This window comes from Pseudomonas sp. SORT22 (genome assembly GCF_018417635.1).
Classification (GTDB): Bacteria; Pseudomonadota; Gammaproteobacteria; order Pseudomonadales; family Pseudomonadaceae; genus Aquipseudomonas.
The window spans coordinates 245,964-261,493 of sequence record NZ_CP071007.1 but is presented as its reverse complement, the minus strand read 5'-3'; the positions used below and the strand labels follow the sequence as shown (position 1 = coordinate 261,493).

The following is a 15,530-nucleotide window of genomic DNA, read 5'->3' as shown; positions in this document are numbered from 1 at the left end:
ACCCCCGCCATGCGCTACGCGCTCGCCCTGTCGCTGCTCGCCACCCTGTTGAGCGGCTGCGCCAGCCACAGCCCGGAAGACCTCAACGGTACCTGGATCAACCAGAACGCCATCGACGCTGCCGCCAAAGGCTCCAACCTGCGCCAGGCCCTGCTCGCCAACGGCCCGAACCTTGAGTGGAAGGTCAACGTTGCCGCCAGCCAGGCCACCTTCAGCAATGGCTTTGAAGCGGGCGACGGCAAGCTCAAGGCGCTCAAAGATGGCCAGTGGGAAGTCGATTTCTACGGTAACTACGCCGAGACGCTGAGCCTGGACGGCGACGAACTGGTTCAAGCGGCCAGTGACGCCAACCCGCAGCAGAGCTTCCAGCGCGCCGAAACCCCGGCACCCATTGATGCGCCAGCTGGCACCACCTTTGAAACCGAGCTGTACAAGGCTTACATGGGTGGCGACTGGAAGATTGTCGAGGGCCCGGGACAGGGTGCAGTGGCGCATTTTCGCGCCAACGGCAGCCTCGACGGCCTGCCCGGCCTGGATCGCTACGCGCTGTGCCTGGCTGGTGATTGCGCGGCCATGAGCGGCGAGCACGACAGCCTGTGGCTGGAACGCAACCAGCAGGGCAACCCGTGGATCTTCAAGCGTGACGGCAAACAGCTGGAAATCTTCCAGGCCGTCAACAAGGCCCAGGCCGACGAGATGCCCGATCTGCAACCTGGCCCTCGTCGCTGGCTGCTTGAGCGTCAGTAAGGGTTAATTGCTACCGGCAAGGATGGCCGCATAGCCTTCCTTGTAGCTTGGGTACTGTGGCGCCCAGCCCAGTGCCCGGGCCCGGGCGTTGCTGCAGCGCTTGCTGCCGGCACGGCGCACCCGCTCCTGTTCCGACCACTGGGTAACGCCCATGTACTCGCGCAGCCAGGCAACCACGTCAAACAGCGGCGCCGGCGCGTCATCGACACCGATGTAGCAGTCGTCCACAGCCTTGCCTTGCTGATCGCTCTTGAGCAAGAACGCCAGCAGCCCGGCGGCATCTTCAGCGTGAATGCGGTTGCCGTACAGCGGCGGCTCCTCGGTTACTCGATAACCCTGGCGGACCTGGCTGAGCAGCCATTCGCGACCCGGGCCGTAGATGCCCGTAAGGCGCACGATGGTCGCCGGGATGCCGCTGGCCAGGGCCAGTTGCTCGGCTTCGAGCATGACCTTGCCCGAATAGCCTTCAGGCGCCACGGCAGCAGTTTCGTCAATCCACTCGCCGTCCTTTTGCGCATACACGCTGCTGCTCGAGACAAACAGCAGGCGCCGCGGCTTTTGCCCGCGCTCGGCCAGCCAGGCCAGCACGTTGCGCAGGCCCTCGACATAAGCGGCCTGATAACCGGCTTCGTCATGCTGGCTGGCGGCAACGCTGTAGACCAGGTAATCCGGAGCGTCAACCGGCCAGTCGGCCGGGCAACGCGAGTCATTCAAGTCGGCAGCGATCGCCGTCACCCCCTCTGGCAATTGGCCAACACTGCGGCGCAAGCCGCTCACCGGCCAGCCAGAGGCCAGCAATTGCTTGGCCAGACGGCCACCGACATCGCCACAACCGACGATCAGAACTGAGGGCGCAGACATCCTGAAACTCCGCAAATCAAAGGCCCAGCCTATCCAAATAAATCGATAGGCGGCTAGCTATGATGGAAAAAAAGTAACTTTATTACTTCTGCTAACAAGAATTACTTGCAATAATGGCCACCCAATTTTGTTCTCGGCCTGTCTCGAGGCCTGGAAGGACAACCACCTCTTTCTTCTTCATCAGGTCAGGCCAGCATGACACGTATCCAACCTTCCGCTTCGCCAACCACGTCGCGCGCATGGCGCGCCGTTGCCGCGCTGATGCTCAGCCTGGTGATGGCACCCGCCGCCCTGGCCGATGAGCCGACCACCGCACCCGCCACTCCAGCCGCCGCCGTTGCACCGGCCGCACCGGGTGCCGAACAGGCTGCTGCGCCGACCGATCCGGCTGCCGCGCCTGCTGTTGCTCCGGTTGATGGCCAGGCCGCCAGCCCGGCTGACGAAAGCGTTGAAGCACTGGTTGAAGATACCAGCCTGGGCATGGCCCACGACCTGTCGCCATGGGGCATGTACAAGAACGCCGACATCGTGGTGAAGATCGTCATGATCGGCCTGGCCATCGCCTCGATCATTACCTGGACCATCTGGATCGCCAAAGGCTTCGAGCTGCTGGGCGCCAAGCGTCGTCTGCGTGGCGAGATCGCCGCCCTCAAGCGTGCCACCACCCTCAAGGAAGCCAGCGACAGTGCCAACAAAGAAGGCACCCTGGCCCACATCCTGGTTCACGATGCCCTGGATGAAATGCGCCTGTCGGCCAATACCCGCGAGAAAGAAGGCATCAAGGAGCGCGTCAGCTTCCGCCTTGAGCGCCTGGTAGCTGCCAGCGGCCGCAACATGAGCAGCGGCACCGGCGTCCTCGCCACCATCGGTTCCACCGCGCCGTTCGTCGGTCTGTTCGGTACCGTCTGGGGCATCATGAACAGCTTCATCGGCATCGCCAAGACCCAGACCACCAACCTCGCCGTGGTTGCCCCGGGTATCGCCGAAGCCCTGCTGGCCACCGCCCTGGGCCTGGTCGCAGCGATCCCTGCGGTGGTCATTTACAACGTCTTCGCCCGCTCCATTGCCGGTTACAAGGCGCAGGTGTCCGATGCCTCGGCCGAAGTCCTGCTGCTGGTCAGCCGCGACCTGGACCACCAGCCAGGCGATCGCGCCGCGGCACCTCACATGGTTAAAGTGGGCTAAGCCATGGGCCTGCATCTTAACGAAGGTGGCGACGACCTCGCCGAAAACCACGAAATCAACGTCACGCCGTTCATCGACGTCATGTTGGTCCTGCTGATCATCTTCATGGTGGCAGCGCCGCTGGCAACCGTCGACATCAAGGTCGACCTGCCCGCCTCGACCGCAAAACCGGCGCCGAGGCCCGAGAAGCCGGTGTTCCTCAGCGTCAAGGCTGACCAGAACCTGTACGTCGGTGACGAGCAGGTCCAGCGTGACCAGCTCGGCGCGATTCTCGACGCCAAGACCAAGGGCGACAAGGACACCACGATCTTCTTCCAGGCCGATAAAGGTGTCGATTACGGCGATCTGATGGAAGTCATGAACACGCTGCGCGCGGCCGGTTACCTGAAAGTCGGTCTGGTCGGCCTTGAGACGGCAGCCAAGAAATGATCAAGACGCGGCATAAGCTGGCGCGTTACAGCAGTAGTCTGGCGATTGTGCTGGGTATCCATGCCGTTGCCGTGTTGCTGACGCTCAATTGGTCGGTGCCCCAAGCGATCGAGTTGCCGCCTGCGGCAATGATGATCGAAATGGCCCCGATGCCCGAACCGGCCCCGCCACCTCCACCCAAGGTGGTCACCCCGCCACAGCCGCCAGCGCCGGTCGAAGAACCGCCGCTGCCGAAACTGGCCGAGGCGCCGAAACCGAAAATCGCCATTGCCAAGCAGGTCAAGCCAAAGGCCAAACCGCAGCCGCCCAAGCCCGAGAAAAAGCCTGAGCCGCCGCAGGAAAAGCCGGCCGACGAGGAAGTGGTCGATACACCGCCAACCACCGCACCGTCGCAAAAATCGGCGGCTCCGGCGCCGAGCATCGCCACCAACAGCAATGCCCTGCCGACCTGGCAGAGCGATCTGCTGCGACACCTGGCGAAGTACAAGCGCTACCCGGAAAACGCCCGGCGCATGCGTATGGAAGGCATCAACCGCCTGCGCTTCGTGGTCGATGGCGAGGGCAAGATCCTCTCCTACGCCCTGGCTGGTGGATCGGGCAGCGCGGCACTGGATCGGGCGACCCTGGAGATGATCCGTCGCGCGCAACCGGTGCCACCGCCGCCTAAAGAACTGCTGAACAACGGCAGCATTGAAGTGATCGCGCCTTTCGTCTACTCGCTGGACAAACGCTAACGCTTTGTTTCTGTCACAAACGAGCAAGTCTGATAACGTGCGTCTATCGATTGCAGCCGCTATGCTGGGGCCGCAACTTCATGGACGCACGTTATGACCCTCACAGAATTGCGCTACATCGTCACCCTCGCCCAGGAGCAGCACTTCGGCCACGCCGCCGAACGCTGCCACGTCAGCCAGCCGACCCTGTCGGTCGGCGTCAAGAAGCTTGAGGACGAGCTGGGTGTACTGATCTTCGAGCGCAGTAAAAGCGCGGTACGCCTGACCCCGGTCGGCGAAGGCATCGTTGCCCAGGCGCAAAAGGTACTCGAGCAGGCCCAGGGCATTCGCGAGCTGGCCCAGGCCGGCAAGAACCAGCTGACCGCCCCGCTGAAAGTCGGCGCGATCTACACCGTCGGCCCCTACCTGTTCCCGCACCTGATCCCGCAACTGCACCGGGTCGCCCCGCAGATGCCGTTGTACATCGAAGAGAACTTCACCCACATCCTGCGCGACAAGCTGCGCAATGGCGAGCTGGACGCAGTGATCATCGCCCTGCCGTTCAACGAAGCCGACGTACTGACCCTGCCGCTGTACGACGAGCCGTTCTACGTGCTGATGCCCAGCGAGCATCCATGGACCCAGAAAGAAACCATCGACGCCAGCCTGCTCAACGACAAGAGCCTGCTGCTGCTCGGTGAAGGCCACTGCTTCCGTGACCAGGTGCTCGAGGCGTGCCCGACCCTGGCCAAAGGCAGCGACGGCGCCAAGCACACCACGGTCGAGTCCAGCTCGCTGGAAACCATTCGCCACATGGTCGCTTCGGGCCTGGGCGTATCGATCCTGCCGCTGTCGGCAGTGCACAGCCACCATTACGCCCCGGGCGTGATCGAAGTGCGCCCGCTGAGCCCACCGGCGCCGTTTCGCACCGTGGCCATCGCCTGGCGCGCCAGCTTCCCGCGGCCCAAGGCCATCGAGATCCTCGCTGACTCGATCCGCCTGTGCTCGGTCGCCAAACCCGCCGCGAGCCAGTAGGAAAGCACCATGCCGGAGTTGTCCCAGGTCTCGGTGACCGCGCTCAAGGGAGTCGGCGAGGCCATGGCCGAAAAACTCGCCAAGGTCGGCCTGGAGAACCTCCAGGACGTGCTGTTCCACCTGCCGCTGCGCTATCAGGACCGCACCCGCGTGGTGCCCATCGGCGCCCTGCGCCCGGGCCAGGATGCAGTGATCGAAGGCGTGGTCAGTGGCACCGACGTGGTCATGGGCAAGCGCCGCAGCCTGCTGGTGCGCCTGGGCGACGGCAGCGGCGTTCTGAGCCTGCGCTTCTACCACTTCAGCAACGCGCAGAAGGAAGGCCTCAAGCGCGGCACCCACCTGCGCTGCTACGGTGAAGCGCGCCCGGGTGCTTCCGGGCTGGAAATCTACCACCCGGAATACCGCGCGCTGACCGGCGACGAGCCGGCCCCGGTGGAGCAGACCCTGACCCCGATCTACCCGACCACCGAAGGCCTGACCCAGCAGCGCCTGCGCCAGCTGTGCCAGCAGAGCCTGGCCCTGCTCGGCCCGCGCAGCCTGCCGGACTGGCTACCGGACGAACTGGCCGGGGATTACCAACTGGCGCCGCTGGACGATGCGATCCGCTACCTGCACCACCCACCGGCCGATGCCGACGTCGATGAGCTCGCCGAAGGCCACCATTGGGCCCAGCACCGCCTGGCGTTCGAAGAGCTGCTGACCCACCAGCTGTCCCAGCAGCGCCTGCGCGAAAGCCTGCGCGCCCAGCGTGCGCCGGTATTGCCCAAGGCCAGCCGCTTGCCCCAGCAGTACCTGGCCAACCTCGGCTTTGCACCAACCGGTGCCCAGCAACGCGTGGGCAACGAGATCGCCTACGACCTCAGCCAGCCAGAGCCGATGCTGCGCCTGGTGCAAGGCGATGTCGGCGCCGGCAAGACCGTGGTCGCTGCCCTCGCTGCCCTGCAAGCGCTGGAAGCCGGTTACCAGGTGGCGCTGATGGCACCCACTGAGATCCTCGCCGAGCAGCATTTCATCACCTTCAAGCGCTGGCTGGAGCCGCTGGGCATCGAAGTCGCCTGGCTGGCCGGCAAGCTCAAGGGCAAGGCACGCAGCAGCGCCCTGGAACAGATCGCCGCCGGCGCCCCGATGGTGGTTGGCACCCATGCCCTGTTCCAGGAAGAAGTGAAGTTCAAGAACCTGGCCCTGGCGATCATCGACGAACAGCACCGCTTCGGCGTGCAGCAGCGCCTGGCCCTGCGCCAGAAAGGCGTGGGCGGTCAACTGTGCCCGCACCAGCTGATCATGACCGCCACGCCGATCCCGCGCACCCTGGCCATGAGCGCCTATGCCGACCTGGACACCTCGATCCTCGACGAATTGCCGCCAGGCCGCACCCCGGTCAACACCGTGCTGGTAACCGACAGCCGGCGCTTCGAAGTGGTCGAGCGGGTGCGCGCGGCCTGCGCCGAAGGGCGCCAGACCTACTGGGTCTGCACCCTGATCGAAGAATCTGAAGAGCTCACCTGCCAGGCCGCCGAAACCACTTACGAGGAACTTAGCAGCGCCTTGGGCGAGTTGCGTGTCGGCCTGATTCACGGGCGCATGAAACCTGCGGAGAAAGCCGCGGTGATGGCCGAATTCAAGCAGGGCAATTTGCAGCTGCTGGTGGCAACCACGGTGATCGAGGTTGGTGTCGACGTGCCCAATGCCAGCCTGATGATCATCGAGAACCCCGAGCGTCTGGGCCTGGCCCAATTGCACCAGCTGCGAGGCCGGGTTGGCCGGGGCAGCGCGGTGAGCCATTGCGTGCTGCTGTATCACCCGCCGCTGTCGCAGATCGGCCGCGAACGCCTGGGGATCATGCGCGAGACCAACGACGGCTTCATCATCGCCGAGAAAGACCTGGAGCTGCGCGGCCCGGGTGAAATGCTCGGCACCCGCCAGACCGGCCTGCTGCAATTCAAGGTCGCCGACCTGATGCGCGACGCTGACCTGCTGCCCGCCGTGCGCGACGCCGCCCAGGCCCTGCTAGCCCGCTGGCCGTCACACGTCAGCCCCTTGCTGGAACGCTGGCTGCGCCACGGCCAGCAATACGGCCAAGTGTGACGCCCGTCCCAGATTGCGGCCAGCCCGGGGTTCAAGCTGGTTATACTCATGCGATTGAAAAAATTTTGGATACAGACCATGACTGAAGTTGCTCTGGACACCGCAACCCCCCACGCTCCGTCTGTTATCCGGTTGCTGCTCGACAAGCTCGGCATCGCCTACCGCGAAGTGACCGACCATCCGCAGCTGCCGGCCGCCGCCAAAGTGCAGGCCGTACTGCTGGACGACGAAGTCGGCGCGTTGATGGTGCTGTTCCCGCAAAACCAGTTGCTCGACCTCAGCCGCCTGACCGAGCTGACCGGCCGCAAGCTGGCTGCGGTACCGCTGGAACGCCTGCGCCACATGCTGGAAAAGCACGGCCTGAAGATCCTCCCGGGGATTCCGGCGCTGACCAGCTCACCGTGCCTGTACGAAGAAAGCCTGCTGCGTCCCGAGCGCCTGCTGATTCACTCCGGTGAAGCCGGGTTGTTGCTGGAGATCGAGCGCGACGACTTCAAGAAGATGCTCAGCAAGGCCAGCGCCGGCAACTTCGGCGAACTGCTGACCAGCATCCGCCCAAATCTCGACCGCCCCCACGACGACCGCGAAGAAATTTCCCAGGCCGTCCAGGCATTCACCGCCCGGCGCATCCAGCAGCGCCTGGAAAGCACCATCGAGATCCCGCCGCTGGCGGAAACCGCGCAAAAAATCATCAAGCTGCGGGTCGACCCCAACGCCACCATCGATGACATCACCGGCGTGGTCGAAACCGACCCGGCCCTTGCTGCGCAAGTGGTCAGCTGGGCGGCTTCGCCCTACTACGCCTCACCGGGCAAGATCCGCTCGGTGGAAGACGCCATCGTTCGCGTGCTCGGCTTTGACCTGGTGATCAACCTGGCCCTGGGCCTGGCGCTGGGCAAAACCCTGAGCCTGCCCAAGGACCACCCGCAACAGACCACACCGTACTGGCAGCAATCGATCTACACCGCTGCGGTGATCGAGGGCCTGACCCGGGCCATGCCGCGGGCCGAGCGCCCGGAATCGGGCCTGACCTACCTGGCCGGGCTGCTGCACAACTTCGGCTACCTGTTGCTGGCGCATGTGTTCCCGCCGCATTTCTCGCTGATCTGCCGGCACCTGGAGGTCAACCCGCACCTGTGCCACAGCTACGTCGAGCAACACCTGCTGGGCATCAGCCGCGAGCAGATCGGCGCCTGGCTGATGCGCTACTGGGACATGCCGGATGAGCTGTCCACCGCCCTGCGCTTCCAGCACGACCCGACCTATGCCGGCGACTGCGCCGCCTTCCCCAACCTGGTGTGCCTGGCGGTACGCCTGCTGCGCTCGCGCGGAATCGGCTCGGGGCCGCAGGAAAGCATCCCCGACGAGCTGCTCGAGCGTCTGAACCTGACCCGCGAAAAAGCCGAGGACGTGGTCAACAAGGTGCTGGAAGCCGAAGCCATGCTGCGTGAGCTGGCCTCGCAATTCAGCCAGCACTGAGGCGTAAGCCTGACCTTGGCGGTCAGGCCTTCTTTTTCGGTTTCAGGTACTTCATCAGGCCCTGGAACCAGATCACCAGCGCCGGGTTGCCCTTGATCTGGATGCTTTTGTCCTGAATCCCCTGCATGAAGGCCAGTTGCTTGTTCTTGGCCTGCAGGGTGGCAAAACCGAACGCGGCATCCTTGAAGGCGATAGCGAAAGCTGGCGCAGGGTGAGTGCCGGATTTGCTGCTGATTCGCAGGTCCTTGACGATGAAATGGCGCGCCGCCTTGCCATCGAGGGTCTGCAGCTGGAACACCAGGTCCTTGTCGGCCAGTTGCTGCTGAAAGGCAGGGTTGTTGCGGCTGGCTTTGGCCATCAGCAGGCCCATGGCCCAAAGGAGAAAGCGAAACTTCATGTGCACGCCTCGGCTAAAAAGTGACTGGCGAAGCAGTTTATAGTCTCGCTACAAAAACGCCATAGTTCTCTACGCTTTACCCGATGATAGCCGCCGTTGGCCTTGTAACCGGGTTATTCACTGACGCCTGAACCTGCTCAACGCGTACAGAATCAACTGGTTCGCGCCGACAGCCGCCAGTGCCGTAGACAACCCCAGCACGCTGCAAAACATTGCGCGCAGCGGATGCTGGGGCAACAGGTAGAGCAGGATTGCGGCAGGAATGGCCGCCGCCAGCAGCAACCGCCACTTGAGCCGCGGCACCAGCGCGATCGCCAGGTTCATCAACACCACGAAGTAGAAGATCAGGTACATGCCCATGCCGATCGCGACGCCGCGCGACATCAGCCCGCCGGCCATCTGCCGGTACATTGTCATGCCAGTGTTGTGCAGCCACAGGTAAGTGACAATGGCCAACAGGTGCACAACCAGAGCGATTGCCAGGCGGTAAGGGGGAGTTACAAGCATTTCTGTGTCTCGTCTTCGACCACGCCTTTGTCGCTCAGGCGCTTGATACCGTCCACGGCGCTGTCGCGGTAACCGCTGGCCTCCAGTGCCGCTTGCTGGTAGCAAGCCATGGCGCGGTCATTGTCCTGCTGGCCAAGCTTGCCTGCCTCGTAGGCAAAGCCAAGCTCCACCAGCCCCCGCGGCGACTCCAGCTTCGCCGATTGGCGCAAGGCTTGAAGCGCTTTGCCCGGGTCCTGGCAGACCCGGTCCTCGGCATACTCTTCGCCGTAGCAAACGAAGTGCGCCAGCATGGCCCCGGCGTCCCGTTCAGTGACCATAGCCGCCTCCAGGAGCTGAACGATGGTCGAGTCCGGCAGTCGTTCGGCATCCCCTGAAAAAATCAGGATGACCGCCTGGACTGCGGCCTCGTTGTTGCCCTTGGTAGCGGCACTGAGCAGACTGTTGAGGGCGGCGTTCATCAGTTGCCCAGGGTTGTCGTAGAGCCCTGCCCTGCCCAGATTCTCATAGAGCCTGGCGCGCTCGACATCCAGCTCGCCGGCAACCTTCTCCTGGCGCCCGGTAAAGAAGCCCGCCAGCGACCAGTCATCGATCCGCTGTAACACCCAGCATTGGCCGCGGGTAAAGGTATAGACCTTGAGCAGTTCGCCCTTGGTGTCGTGCAACACCACTTGCCGGCTACCCTCCTGCTCGACCACCAGCCCCAGCGCGGCACGCTTGGCCGGCTGTAGCAAGGCCAGCGACGGGCGCTGCTCCGGGGCCAGCTTGCGGATCGCCACACGCGGTTGCTTGCGACCGGGGTAGATCCGCTGCTCGATCAGCGGGTCAGCCACCAGCGACTGCTGCAGCGCTTCGCTCTGGGCAAAAGCGGCGAAAAAGGCGCCAAAATCGTTGTCGGAGCAGTCCGGCATGTCCGCCGGGGCACCAGCGCAGGTTGTCGCCCCGGCCAGCAGCAGGAACGAGCAGAACCACTGCCGCCACGTCGTCGCAAAGCCTTTCATGGTTTGCCTCTGTCGATCAGCTGTTGAGTGGGAGTACACCAGTAGTCACTGAAACCCAGCCAGTAACCCAGCACATCGCGGATAAAGCGCAGGGCGTTTTCCGGCTTGCGGCAATCGGCCTGCTCGTCGGCCACGTCATAGGGCGTATTGCTGATGAAGTAGTTGAGCCAATGGGGCTTCCAGTTGGGTATGGCGATCTCGATATGCCCATCAGCCTTGTACAAGCTGATCCAGACGATGCCGACAGTGCCGTTGTCTTCGTAATCGCGCATGTCCAAAGAGGTCTGCGAGAACAGCGGCGTGCGGTAAACCTGCTTTTGATTGCTGCGGTCAATGAAACGCAGGTAGGCCAGGTCATCGAAAGGCACCAGCCAGCCACCAACCGGCACATTCTCCATGAGATAACGGCCCGACTCGCTGACCACCCTGACTTCGCCTGGCCGATCGATCAATACCTGGATGTTGTGTCCCACCCAAAGTACCAATGCCCCAACCATCGCCAGGGCAAAATAGTGCCTACGTTTCAAGACCGATCCTTGTTGAATACATTCAGCCGGCCCAACCAGTGGGCAAGCATTATCGCCAGGAAAGTCAGACCACCGGCCAGCGGGCTGAAAAACATCGTTCGCACCGGGTGATCCGGCATCAGCCAGTAGATGATCAACGCCACCAGCGCGCCATTGATCATGAGTTTGTGCTTGAGCCTCGGCACGAAAACGATCACCAGGCTGAAGATCACCATCACATCGAACACCAGCCAGAAAATGGCGCCAGACGCCACGCCGCGGGCGGTGAAGCCGCCGTAGATCTGCTTGTAGTAATGAACCCCGATGTCGTTGAGCACCAGGAACAGGAAGCAAGCCAGCGCATGCACGGCCAGGGCGATCAGCCAGCGTTTGATCATCGGGAGTTTCCTTGCAAAGCCTGGCACCAGCTGCGCACATCGTTCCTGTCGAAGCCCGGGCAGTTGTTGTCGCGGGGGATATAGCGATAGGGGTGCGCGGCTTCGTAGGTGAAGTGGTAGTAGTTGTGCTTGTCCTGGCCGTACAGCCAGTAGGACGAGGAGCCCTGGGAAATCTGGTAGGGCTCGAAGGTCAGCATTGAGGATTCGGCGGGGATGAAGTTGTCAGGCTCCATCCACAGCAGCAGCGCGTTCGAATACAACGGCGTGGTCACGCCTGGCAGCAGCAGGAGTACCAGCAACGCCAGGGCCAACCCTTTGCCTTTGCTCATGCCGGCGGCAGGTTCGCATAGTAGGAACCCACCAGTTCCATGACCACCACGGTGGTCAGGCAAATGAACGTCAGCAGGCGATGCCAGAGCTGGTCACGCCAGCGTCGGTGCAGGCTGGTGAGTATCAATATCAGGCAGACAAAGGCCAGGCTGCCGAACAGGTCGCTGTCGGCAACGCCCGCCAGGTAGTTGGGCAAGGTCAAGCCGTCATACATGGCGTTGCCCTGCGCTAGCGGTTAGTGCGAATCCTTCGGTCTTCATCACGGCCCTCCCTGGACACTTCCCCGTCCTTGCGACGGCGGCCGCGTATGCTAGCCAGATGCCAGGGCGGCGGCAATAAAAAACGGGCACCTTGTGCGGTGCCCGTTTTTCACTGCAATCGATCTGTGCGAGGCATCACGGATTGACGCTGTCCTTCAGGGATTTACCTGGTTTGAAAGCAACAGTGTTGCTGGCCTTGATCTTGACCGGCTCGCCGGTTTGCGGGTTTTTGCCCGTGCGGGCACCGCGGTGGCGCTGCAGGAAGGTACCGAAGCCGACCAGGGTCACGCTGTCCTTGCGGTGCAGGGCGCCGGTGATTTCTTCGAGCACGGCGTTGAGCACGCGGTTGGCTTGCTCTTTGGTGAGATCAGCCTTTTCCGCAATGGCGGCGGCGAGTTCTGGTTTACGCATAGTGAAGCCTCTTTGACGGTTTTTTTGTTGTTATGCCGTGCTGCTCTTGAAGAACAGCGCCCAAGGCACCGCAGGCTCTAAACTGCGGCAGACGGAGTGAGAATGGCATGCCCTCAGGGGCCGCGCCAGTCTCTGGGCGGCCATTGCTGGGGCAAAGGCAGGGGAAATCCGACAGAACGCCGGTTATTTACGCCATCAGCGCCGGAAGTTGCCGATTTAGAGCCAGCTTGTCCATGACGGCGGTGCCGGTCAGGGCATAGCCCAGCAGTTGGCCGTCTGCGTCATGGCAGAGCACCTTGAGGTCGGCGCCCTGGCCTTCAACGCTCCACTGGCCCTCACGGCCATGGGGCACAGGCGACACCACCAGCGGGCAGGCCGGGGTTTTAACCGTAACCGGCATCGGCCCGTAGGCGACCGCTGTCGGGTTGCCGGCCAGGGTTTGCGCCAGCGCCCGGGCGCAACTCATCAACGGCATCACATACAGCAGATTGAGGCCATCGACTTCGGCGCAATCACCGAGGGCGAAGATGTTGGCGTGGGAGGTACGCAGCTGGCGATCAACCACTACGCCGCGATTGACCTGCAACCCCGCAGCCGAGGCCAGGTCGATGCGTGGGCGCAGGCCAACAGCCGAAACCACCAGGTCGCAAGCAATCACGCTGCCGTCGGACAAGTGCGCTTCCAGGCCCTGCTCCAGCCGCTGCAGGCGGGTCAGTACCGGGCCCAGGTGGAAACGCACGCCCAGCTCTTGAAGGCCGGCCTGAACCGCGGCTGCCGCCATCGGGTGCAGCAAGGTCGGCATGACCTGCTCGCACGGCGCCACCAGCTCGACCTGATAGCCACCCAGGCTCATGTCGTTGGCGAACTCACAGCCGATCAGGCCGGCGCCGAGGATCAGCACCCGTTGCTTGCCAGCGGCGGCGGCGCGAAAACGCGCGTAGTCCTCGAGGTCGTTGATCGGGAAGATCAGCTCGCCTGCATCGCCTTCGACCGGCACCCGCACGGTTTCGGCGCCCCAGGCCAGGATCAGGTCGCGGTAGTGAACCTGCTCTTCACCGATCCACAGGCGTTTGTGGCCCGGGTCGATGCCGCTGATGCGGGTGTGGGTGCGCACCTCGGCCTTGAGCTGCTCGGCCATGGCGCCGGGTGCGGCCATGCTAAGGCCGTCGGCGTCCTTGTTCTTGGCGAAACCGGTGGAAAGCATCGGCTTGGAGTAGGAGCGGCCGTCGTCGGCGGTAATCAGCAACAACGGCGTATCGCCGTCGAGCTTGCGAAACTCGCGAGCCAGGTTGTAACCCGCCAGACCTGTACCGACAATCACCACTGGAGCCGTCATGCGCTGCCTTCCTTGAAATCTGATTGAAATGTGATCAGTTGATTTCGATCATCTCGAAATCCATCTTGCCGACACCGCAGTCCGGGCACAGCCAGTCTTCGGGTACGTCTTCCCACCTGGTGCCTGGAGCGATGCCGTCGTCCGGCCAACCGTCAGCTTCGTTGTAGACCAGGCCACAGACAATACATTGCCACTTTTTCATAACGCACTTCCTCGAAAGACTCAGGCATTGGAGTGGCCGCTCTCGTGAAGATTACAGTGGCGGCCATCAAAGAAAGGGCTTTGTACTGGAGCCAGGTGCCAGCATGCAAGCCGGATCGGGCAATCATGCTAAGCTCGGCGTCTCTCTGGCCTGTTATTCGATACCGCCGTGCCGTACGAAACATTGCAAGCGCCCGCTGCACTCTGGCTGCAGCACCCTGACCTGGCAGACAGCACATCGCCCACGACTCGCGACTGGTTGTACGACCAGGGCTCCCTGACCCGCCGCCTGATTCAATTATCCGCCGATCACTTTTGCGTGACACCCCTTTGCGAGGGCTGGCAACGACTGCGCGAAGACGAATGCCAGGCCCTTGACCTGCCGTTGGGCAGCGAAGGCTGGGTGCGCGAAGTGTACTTGCGCGGCCATGGCCAGCCCTGGGTGTTTGCCCGCAGCGTGGCCGCGCGCAGCTCGCTGGAAAGTGGCGGCCTGGACATGGAAGCGCTGGGCAGCCGCTCATTGGGCGAACTGCTGTTCTGCGAACAGGGCTTTGTCCGCCGGCCCATCGAGGTCTGCCACTATCCGCAGGCCTGGTTGCCGCTGGAGCAGTGCCATGTCGGCTTGTGGGGGCGCCGTTCGCGCTTTGATCGCGACGCCTTGAGCGTGCTGGTGGCCGAGGTGTTCTTGCCTACACTGTGGATTGCCGCCGACACCCCATCGGAGACCCGCTGATGTACCTGCAGCTGCTCAAGTCGTTCAATCGCCTGCACCCCCGGGCCTGGGACTTCATCCAGCTGAGCCGGATGGACCGTCCGATTGGCATCTACCTGCTGCTGTGGCCGACCCTTTCGGCCGTCTGGATTGCCGCCAAGGGCGCGCCGACCCTGGCCAACGTGCTGATATTCACCCTCGGCGTGGTGCTGATGCGCGCTGCCGGCTGCGCCATCAACGATTTCGCCGACCGCAAGGTCGATGGCCACGTCAAACGCACTGCCGACCGCCCGCTGGCCGCCGGACGGATCAACGCCCGCGAGGCGCTGACCCTGTTTGCGGTATTGGTCGGGGTGAGTTTCTTGCTGGTGCTGTGCACCAATGCCACCACGGTGTGGCTGTCGTTCGGCGCTGTGGCGCTGGCGGCCTGTTACCCGTTCATGAAGCGCTACACCTACTACCCGCAGGTGGTGCTGGGGGCGGCCTACTCCTGGGGCATCCCCATGGCCTTCACCGCCGCCACCGGCGAGCTGCCGGCCATCGCCTGGCTGCTGTACATCGCCAACCTGCTGTGGACCGTGGGCTACGACACGTACTACGCCATGGTCGACCGCGATGACGACCTGAAAATCGGGGTCAAATCCACCGCCATCCTGTTCGGTGAAGCCGATCGGGTGATCATCCTCACCTTGCAGGTATTGTCCCTTGGCTGCCTGTTACTGGCCGGCAACCGCTTCGAGCTGGGCGGCTGGTTCCACCTGGGACTGATGGCAGCCTTGCTGTGCTTTGCCTGGGAGTTCTGGTCGACGCGCAAGCTGGACCGCGAATCGTGCTTCAAGGCCTTCTTGCACAACCACTGGGCCGGGTTGCTGGTGTTTGTCGGCATCGTGCTGGATTACAGCTTCTGATTCATCGCGGGGCATGCCCGCTCCTACCTGTA

General features: G+C 63.1%; 20 protein-coding genes. 9 read left to right on the top strand and 11 right to left on the bottom strand.

The genetic code is table 11. The features are described from left to right. Positions 1 to 9 precede the first annotated feature (9 nt). A complete protein-coding gene (locus JYG36_RS01205) occupies positions 10 to 747 on the top strand; it encodes a hypothetical protein (protein WP_045199564.1) in 738 nt (245 codons plus the stop codon). A 3-nt stretch (positions 748 to 750) separates the two neighbouring features. On the opposite strand, the gene JYG36_RS01200 is transcribed toward JYG36_RS01205, so the two are convergent. Beyond that, positions 751 to 1,608, bottom strand: a complete 858-nt coding sequence (locus tag JYG36_RS01200; RefSeq protein ID WP_093377997.1) for an SDR family oxidoreductase — start codon at positions 1,606 to 1,608, stop codon at positions 751 to 753. A 195-nt stretch (positions 1,609 to 1,803) separates the two neighbouring features. On the opposite strand from JYG36_RS01200, the gene exbB reads away from it, so the two are divergent. The 6 genes from exbB (at position 1,804) to JYG36_RS01170 (ending at position 8,534) form a co-directional block, all read left to right on the top strand. Continuing rightward, positions 1,804 to 2,793, top strand: coding sequence for a tonB-system energizer ExbB (gene exbB / locus JYG36_RS01195; protein WP_093377992.1), 990 nt, complete (start codon positions 1,804 to 1,806; stop codon positions 2,791 to 2,793). A gap of 3 nt (positions 2,794 to 2,796) precedes the next feature. After that, the gene (gene exbD / locus JYG36_RS01190; RefSeq protein WP_045199557.1) at positions 2,797 to 3,222 is read left to right on the top strand and encodes a TonB system transport protein ExbD; all 426 of its coding nucleotides are present in this window, start codon (positions 2,797 to 2,799) and stop codon (positions 3,220 to 3,222) included. Next, positions 3,219 to 3,956 carry an energy transducer TonB gene (locus JYG36_RS01185; protein WP_045199555.1) on the top strand — a complete coding sequence of 246 codons (738 nt, stop codon included), beginning with the start codon at positions 3,219 to 3,221 and terminating at the stop codon, positions 3,954 to 3,956. The genes exbD and JYG36_RS01185 overlap by 4 nt, the downstream gene beginning before the upstream one ends. Positions 3,957 to 4,049: 93 nt before the next feature. Further along, positions 4,050 to 4,970, top strand: coding sequence for a hydrogen peroxide-inducible genes activator (locus JYG36_RS01180; protein WP_045199553.1), 921 nt, complete (start codon positions 4,050 to 4,052; stop codon positions 4,968 to 4,970). A gap of 9 nt (positions 4,971 to 4,979) precedes the next feature. Further along, entirely contained in the window at positions 4,980 to 7,055 is a 2,076-nt protein-coding gene (recG, locus tag JYG36_RS01175) for an ATP-dependent DNA helicase RecG (protein WP_213602878.1), read from the top strand. 78 nt (positions 7,056 to 7,133) lie between these two features. Next, positions 7,134 to 8,534 carry an aminoacyl-tRNA deacylase and HDOD domain-containing protein gene (locus JYG36_RS01170; protein WP_045199549.1) on the top strand — a complete coding sequence of 467 codons (1,401 nt, stop codon included), beginning with the start codon at positions 7,134 to 7,136 and terminating at the stop codon, positions 8,532 to 8,534. Positions 8,535 to 8,556: 22 nt separating this feature from the next. Here the strand turns inward: JYG36_RS01170 and JYG36_RS01165 are convergent, their stop codons facing one another. The 10 genes from JYG36_RS01165 to JYG36_RS01120 form a co-directional block, all read right to left on the bottom strand. Next, positions 8,557 to 8,931: a helicase gene (locus tag JYG36_RS01165; RefSeq protein WP_045199547.1), complete on the bottom strand. Its 375-nt coding sequence runs from the start codon at positions 8,929 to 8,931 to the stop codon at positions 8,557 to 8,559. A 117-nt stretch (positions 8,932 to 9,048) separates the two neighbouring features. Beyond that, complete coding sequence (locus JYG36_RS01160) at positions 9,049 to 9,438, bottom strand: hypothetical protein (RefSeq protein WP_213602877.1); 390 nt, start codon at positions 9,436 to 9,438, stop codon at positions 9,049 to 9,051. After that, entirely contained in the window at positions 9,429 to 10,436 is a 1,008-nt protein-coding gene (locus JYG36_RS01155) for an SEL1-like repeat protein (RefSeq protein WP_093377984.1), read from the bottom strand. Before JYG36_RS01155 ends, JYG36_RS01160 begins: the two co-directional genes overlap by 10 nt. Further along, positions 10,433 to 10,963: a hypothetical protein gene (locus JYG36_RS01150; protein WP_213602875.1), complete on the bottom strand. Its 531-nt coding sequence runs from the start codon at positions 10,961 to 10,963 to the stop codon at positions 10,433 to 10,435. Before JYG36_RS01150 ends, JYG36_RS01155 begins: the two co-directional genes overlap by 4 nt. Next, entirely contained in the window at positions 10,960 to 11,340 is a 381-nt protein-coding gene (locus JYG36_RS01145) for a hypothetical protein (protein ID WP_213602873.1), read from the bottom strand. Before JYG36_RS01145 ends, JYG36_RS01150 begins: the two co-directional genes overlap by 4 nt. Then, the gene (locus tag JYG36_RS01140; protein WP_045199539.1) at positions 11,337 to 11,669 is read right to left on the bottom strand and encodes a hypothetical protein; all 333 of its coding nucleotides are present in this window, start codon (positions 11,667 to 11,669) and stop codon (positions 11,337 to 11,339) included. Before JYG36_RS01140 ends, JYG36_RS01145 begins: the two co-directional genes overlap by 4 nt. Then, the gene (locus JYG36_RS01135) at positions 11,666 to 11,884 is read right to left on the bottom strand and encodes a hypothetical protein (protein ID WP_045199537.1); all 219 of its coding nucleotides are present in this window, start codon (positions 11,882 to 11,884) and stop codon (positions 11,666 to 11,668) included. The genes JYG36_RS01140 and JYG36_RS01135 overlap by 4 nt, the downstream gene beginning before the upstream one ends. Before the next feature lie 181 nt (positions 11,885 to 12,065). Then, entirely contained in the window at positions 12,066 to 12,341 is a 276-nt protein-coding gene (locus tag JYG36_RS01130; RefSeq protein ID WP_003213368.1) for an HU family DNA-binding protein, read from the bottom strand. Positions 12,342 to 12,528: 187 nt separating this feature from the next. Next, positions 12,529 to 13,677, bottom strand: coding sequence for an NAD(P)/FAD-dependent oxidoreductase (locus JYG36_RS01125; RefSeq protein ID WP_093377970.1), 1,149 nt, complete (start codon positions 13,675 to 13,677; stop codon positions 12,529 to 12,531). Between the two features lie 34 nt (positions 13,678 to 13,711). After that, positions 13,712 to 13,879: a rubredoxin gene (locus tag JYG36_RS01120; RefSeq protein WP_045199533.1), complete on the bottom strand. Its 168-nt coding sequence runs from the start codon at positions 13,877 to 13,879 to the stop codon at positions 13,712 to 13,714. Between the two features lie 168 nt (positions 13,880 to 14,047). Here JYG36_RS01120 and JYG36_RS01115 point away from each other — a divergent pair, with 168 nt between their 5' ends. Then, a complete protein-coding gene (locus JYG36_RS01115; protein ID WP_213602871.1) occupies positions 14,048 to 14,611 on the top strand; it encodes a chorismate lyase in 564 nt (187 codons plus the stop codon). After that, positions 14,611 to 15,498: a 4-hydroxybenzoate octaprenyltransferase gene (ubiA, locus tag JYG36_RS01110; RefSeq protein ID WP_093377965.1), complete on the top strand. Its 888-nt coding sequence runs from the start codon at positions 14,611 to 14,613 to the stop codon at positions 15,496 to 15,498. Before JYG36_RS01115 ends, ubiA begins: the two co-directional genes overlap by 1 nt. Positions 15,499 to 15,530 lie beyond the last annotated feature (32 nt).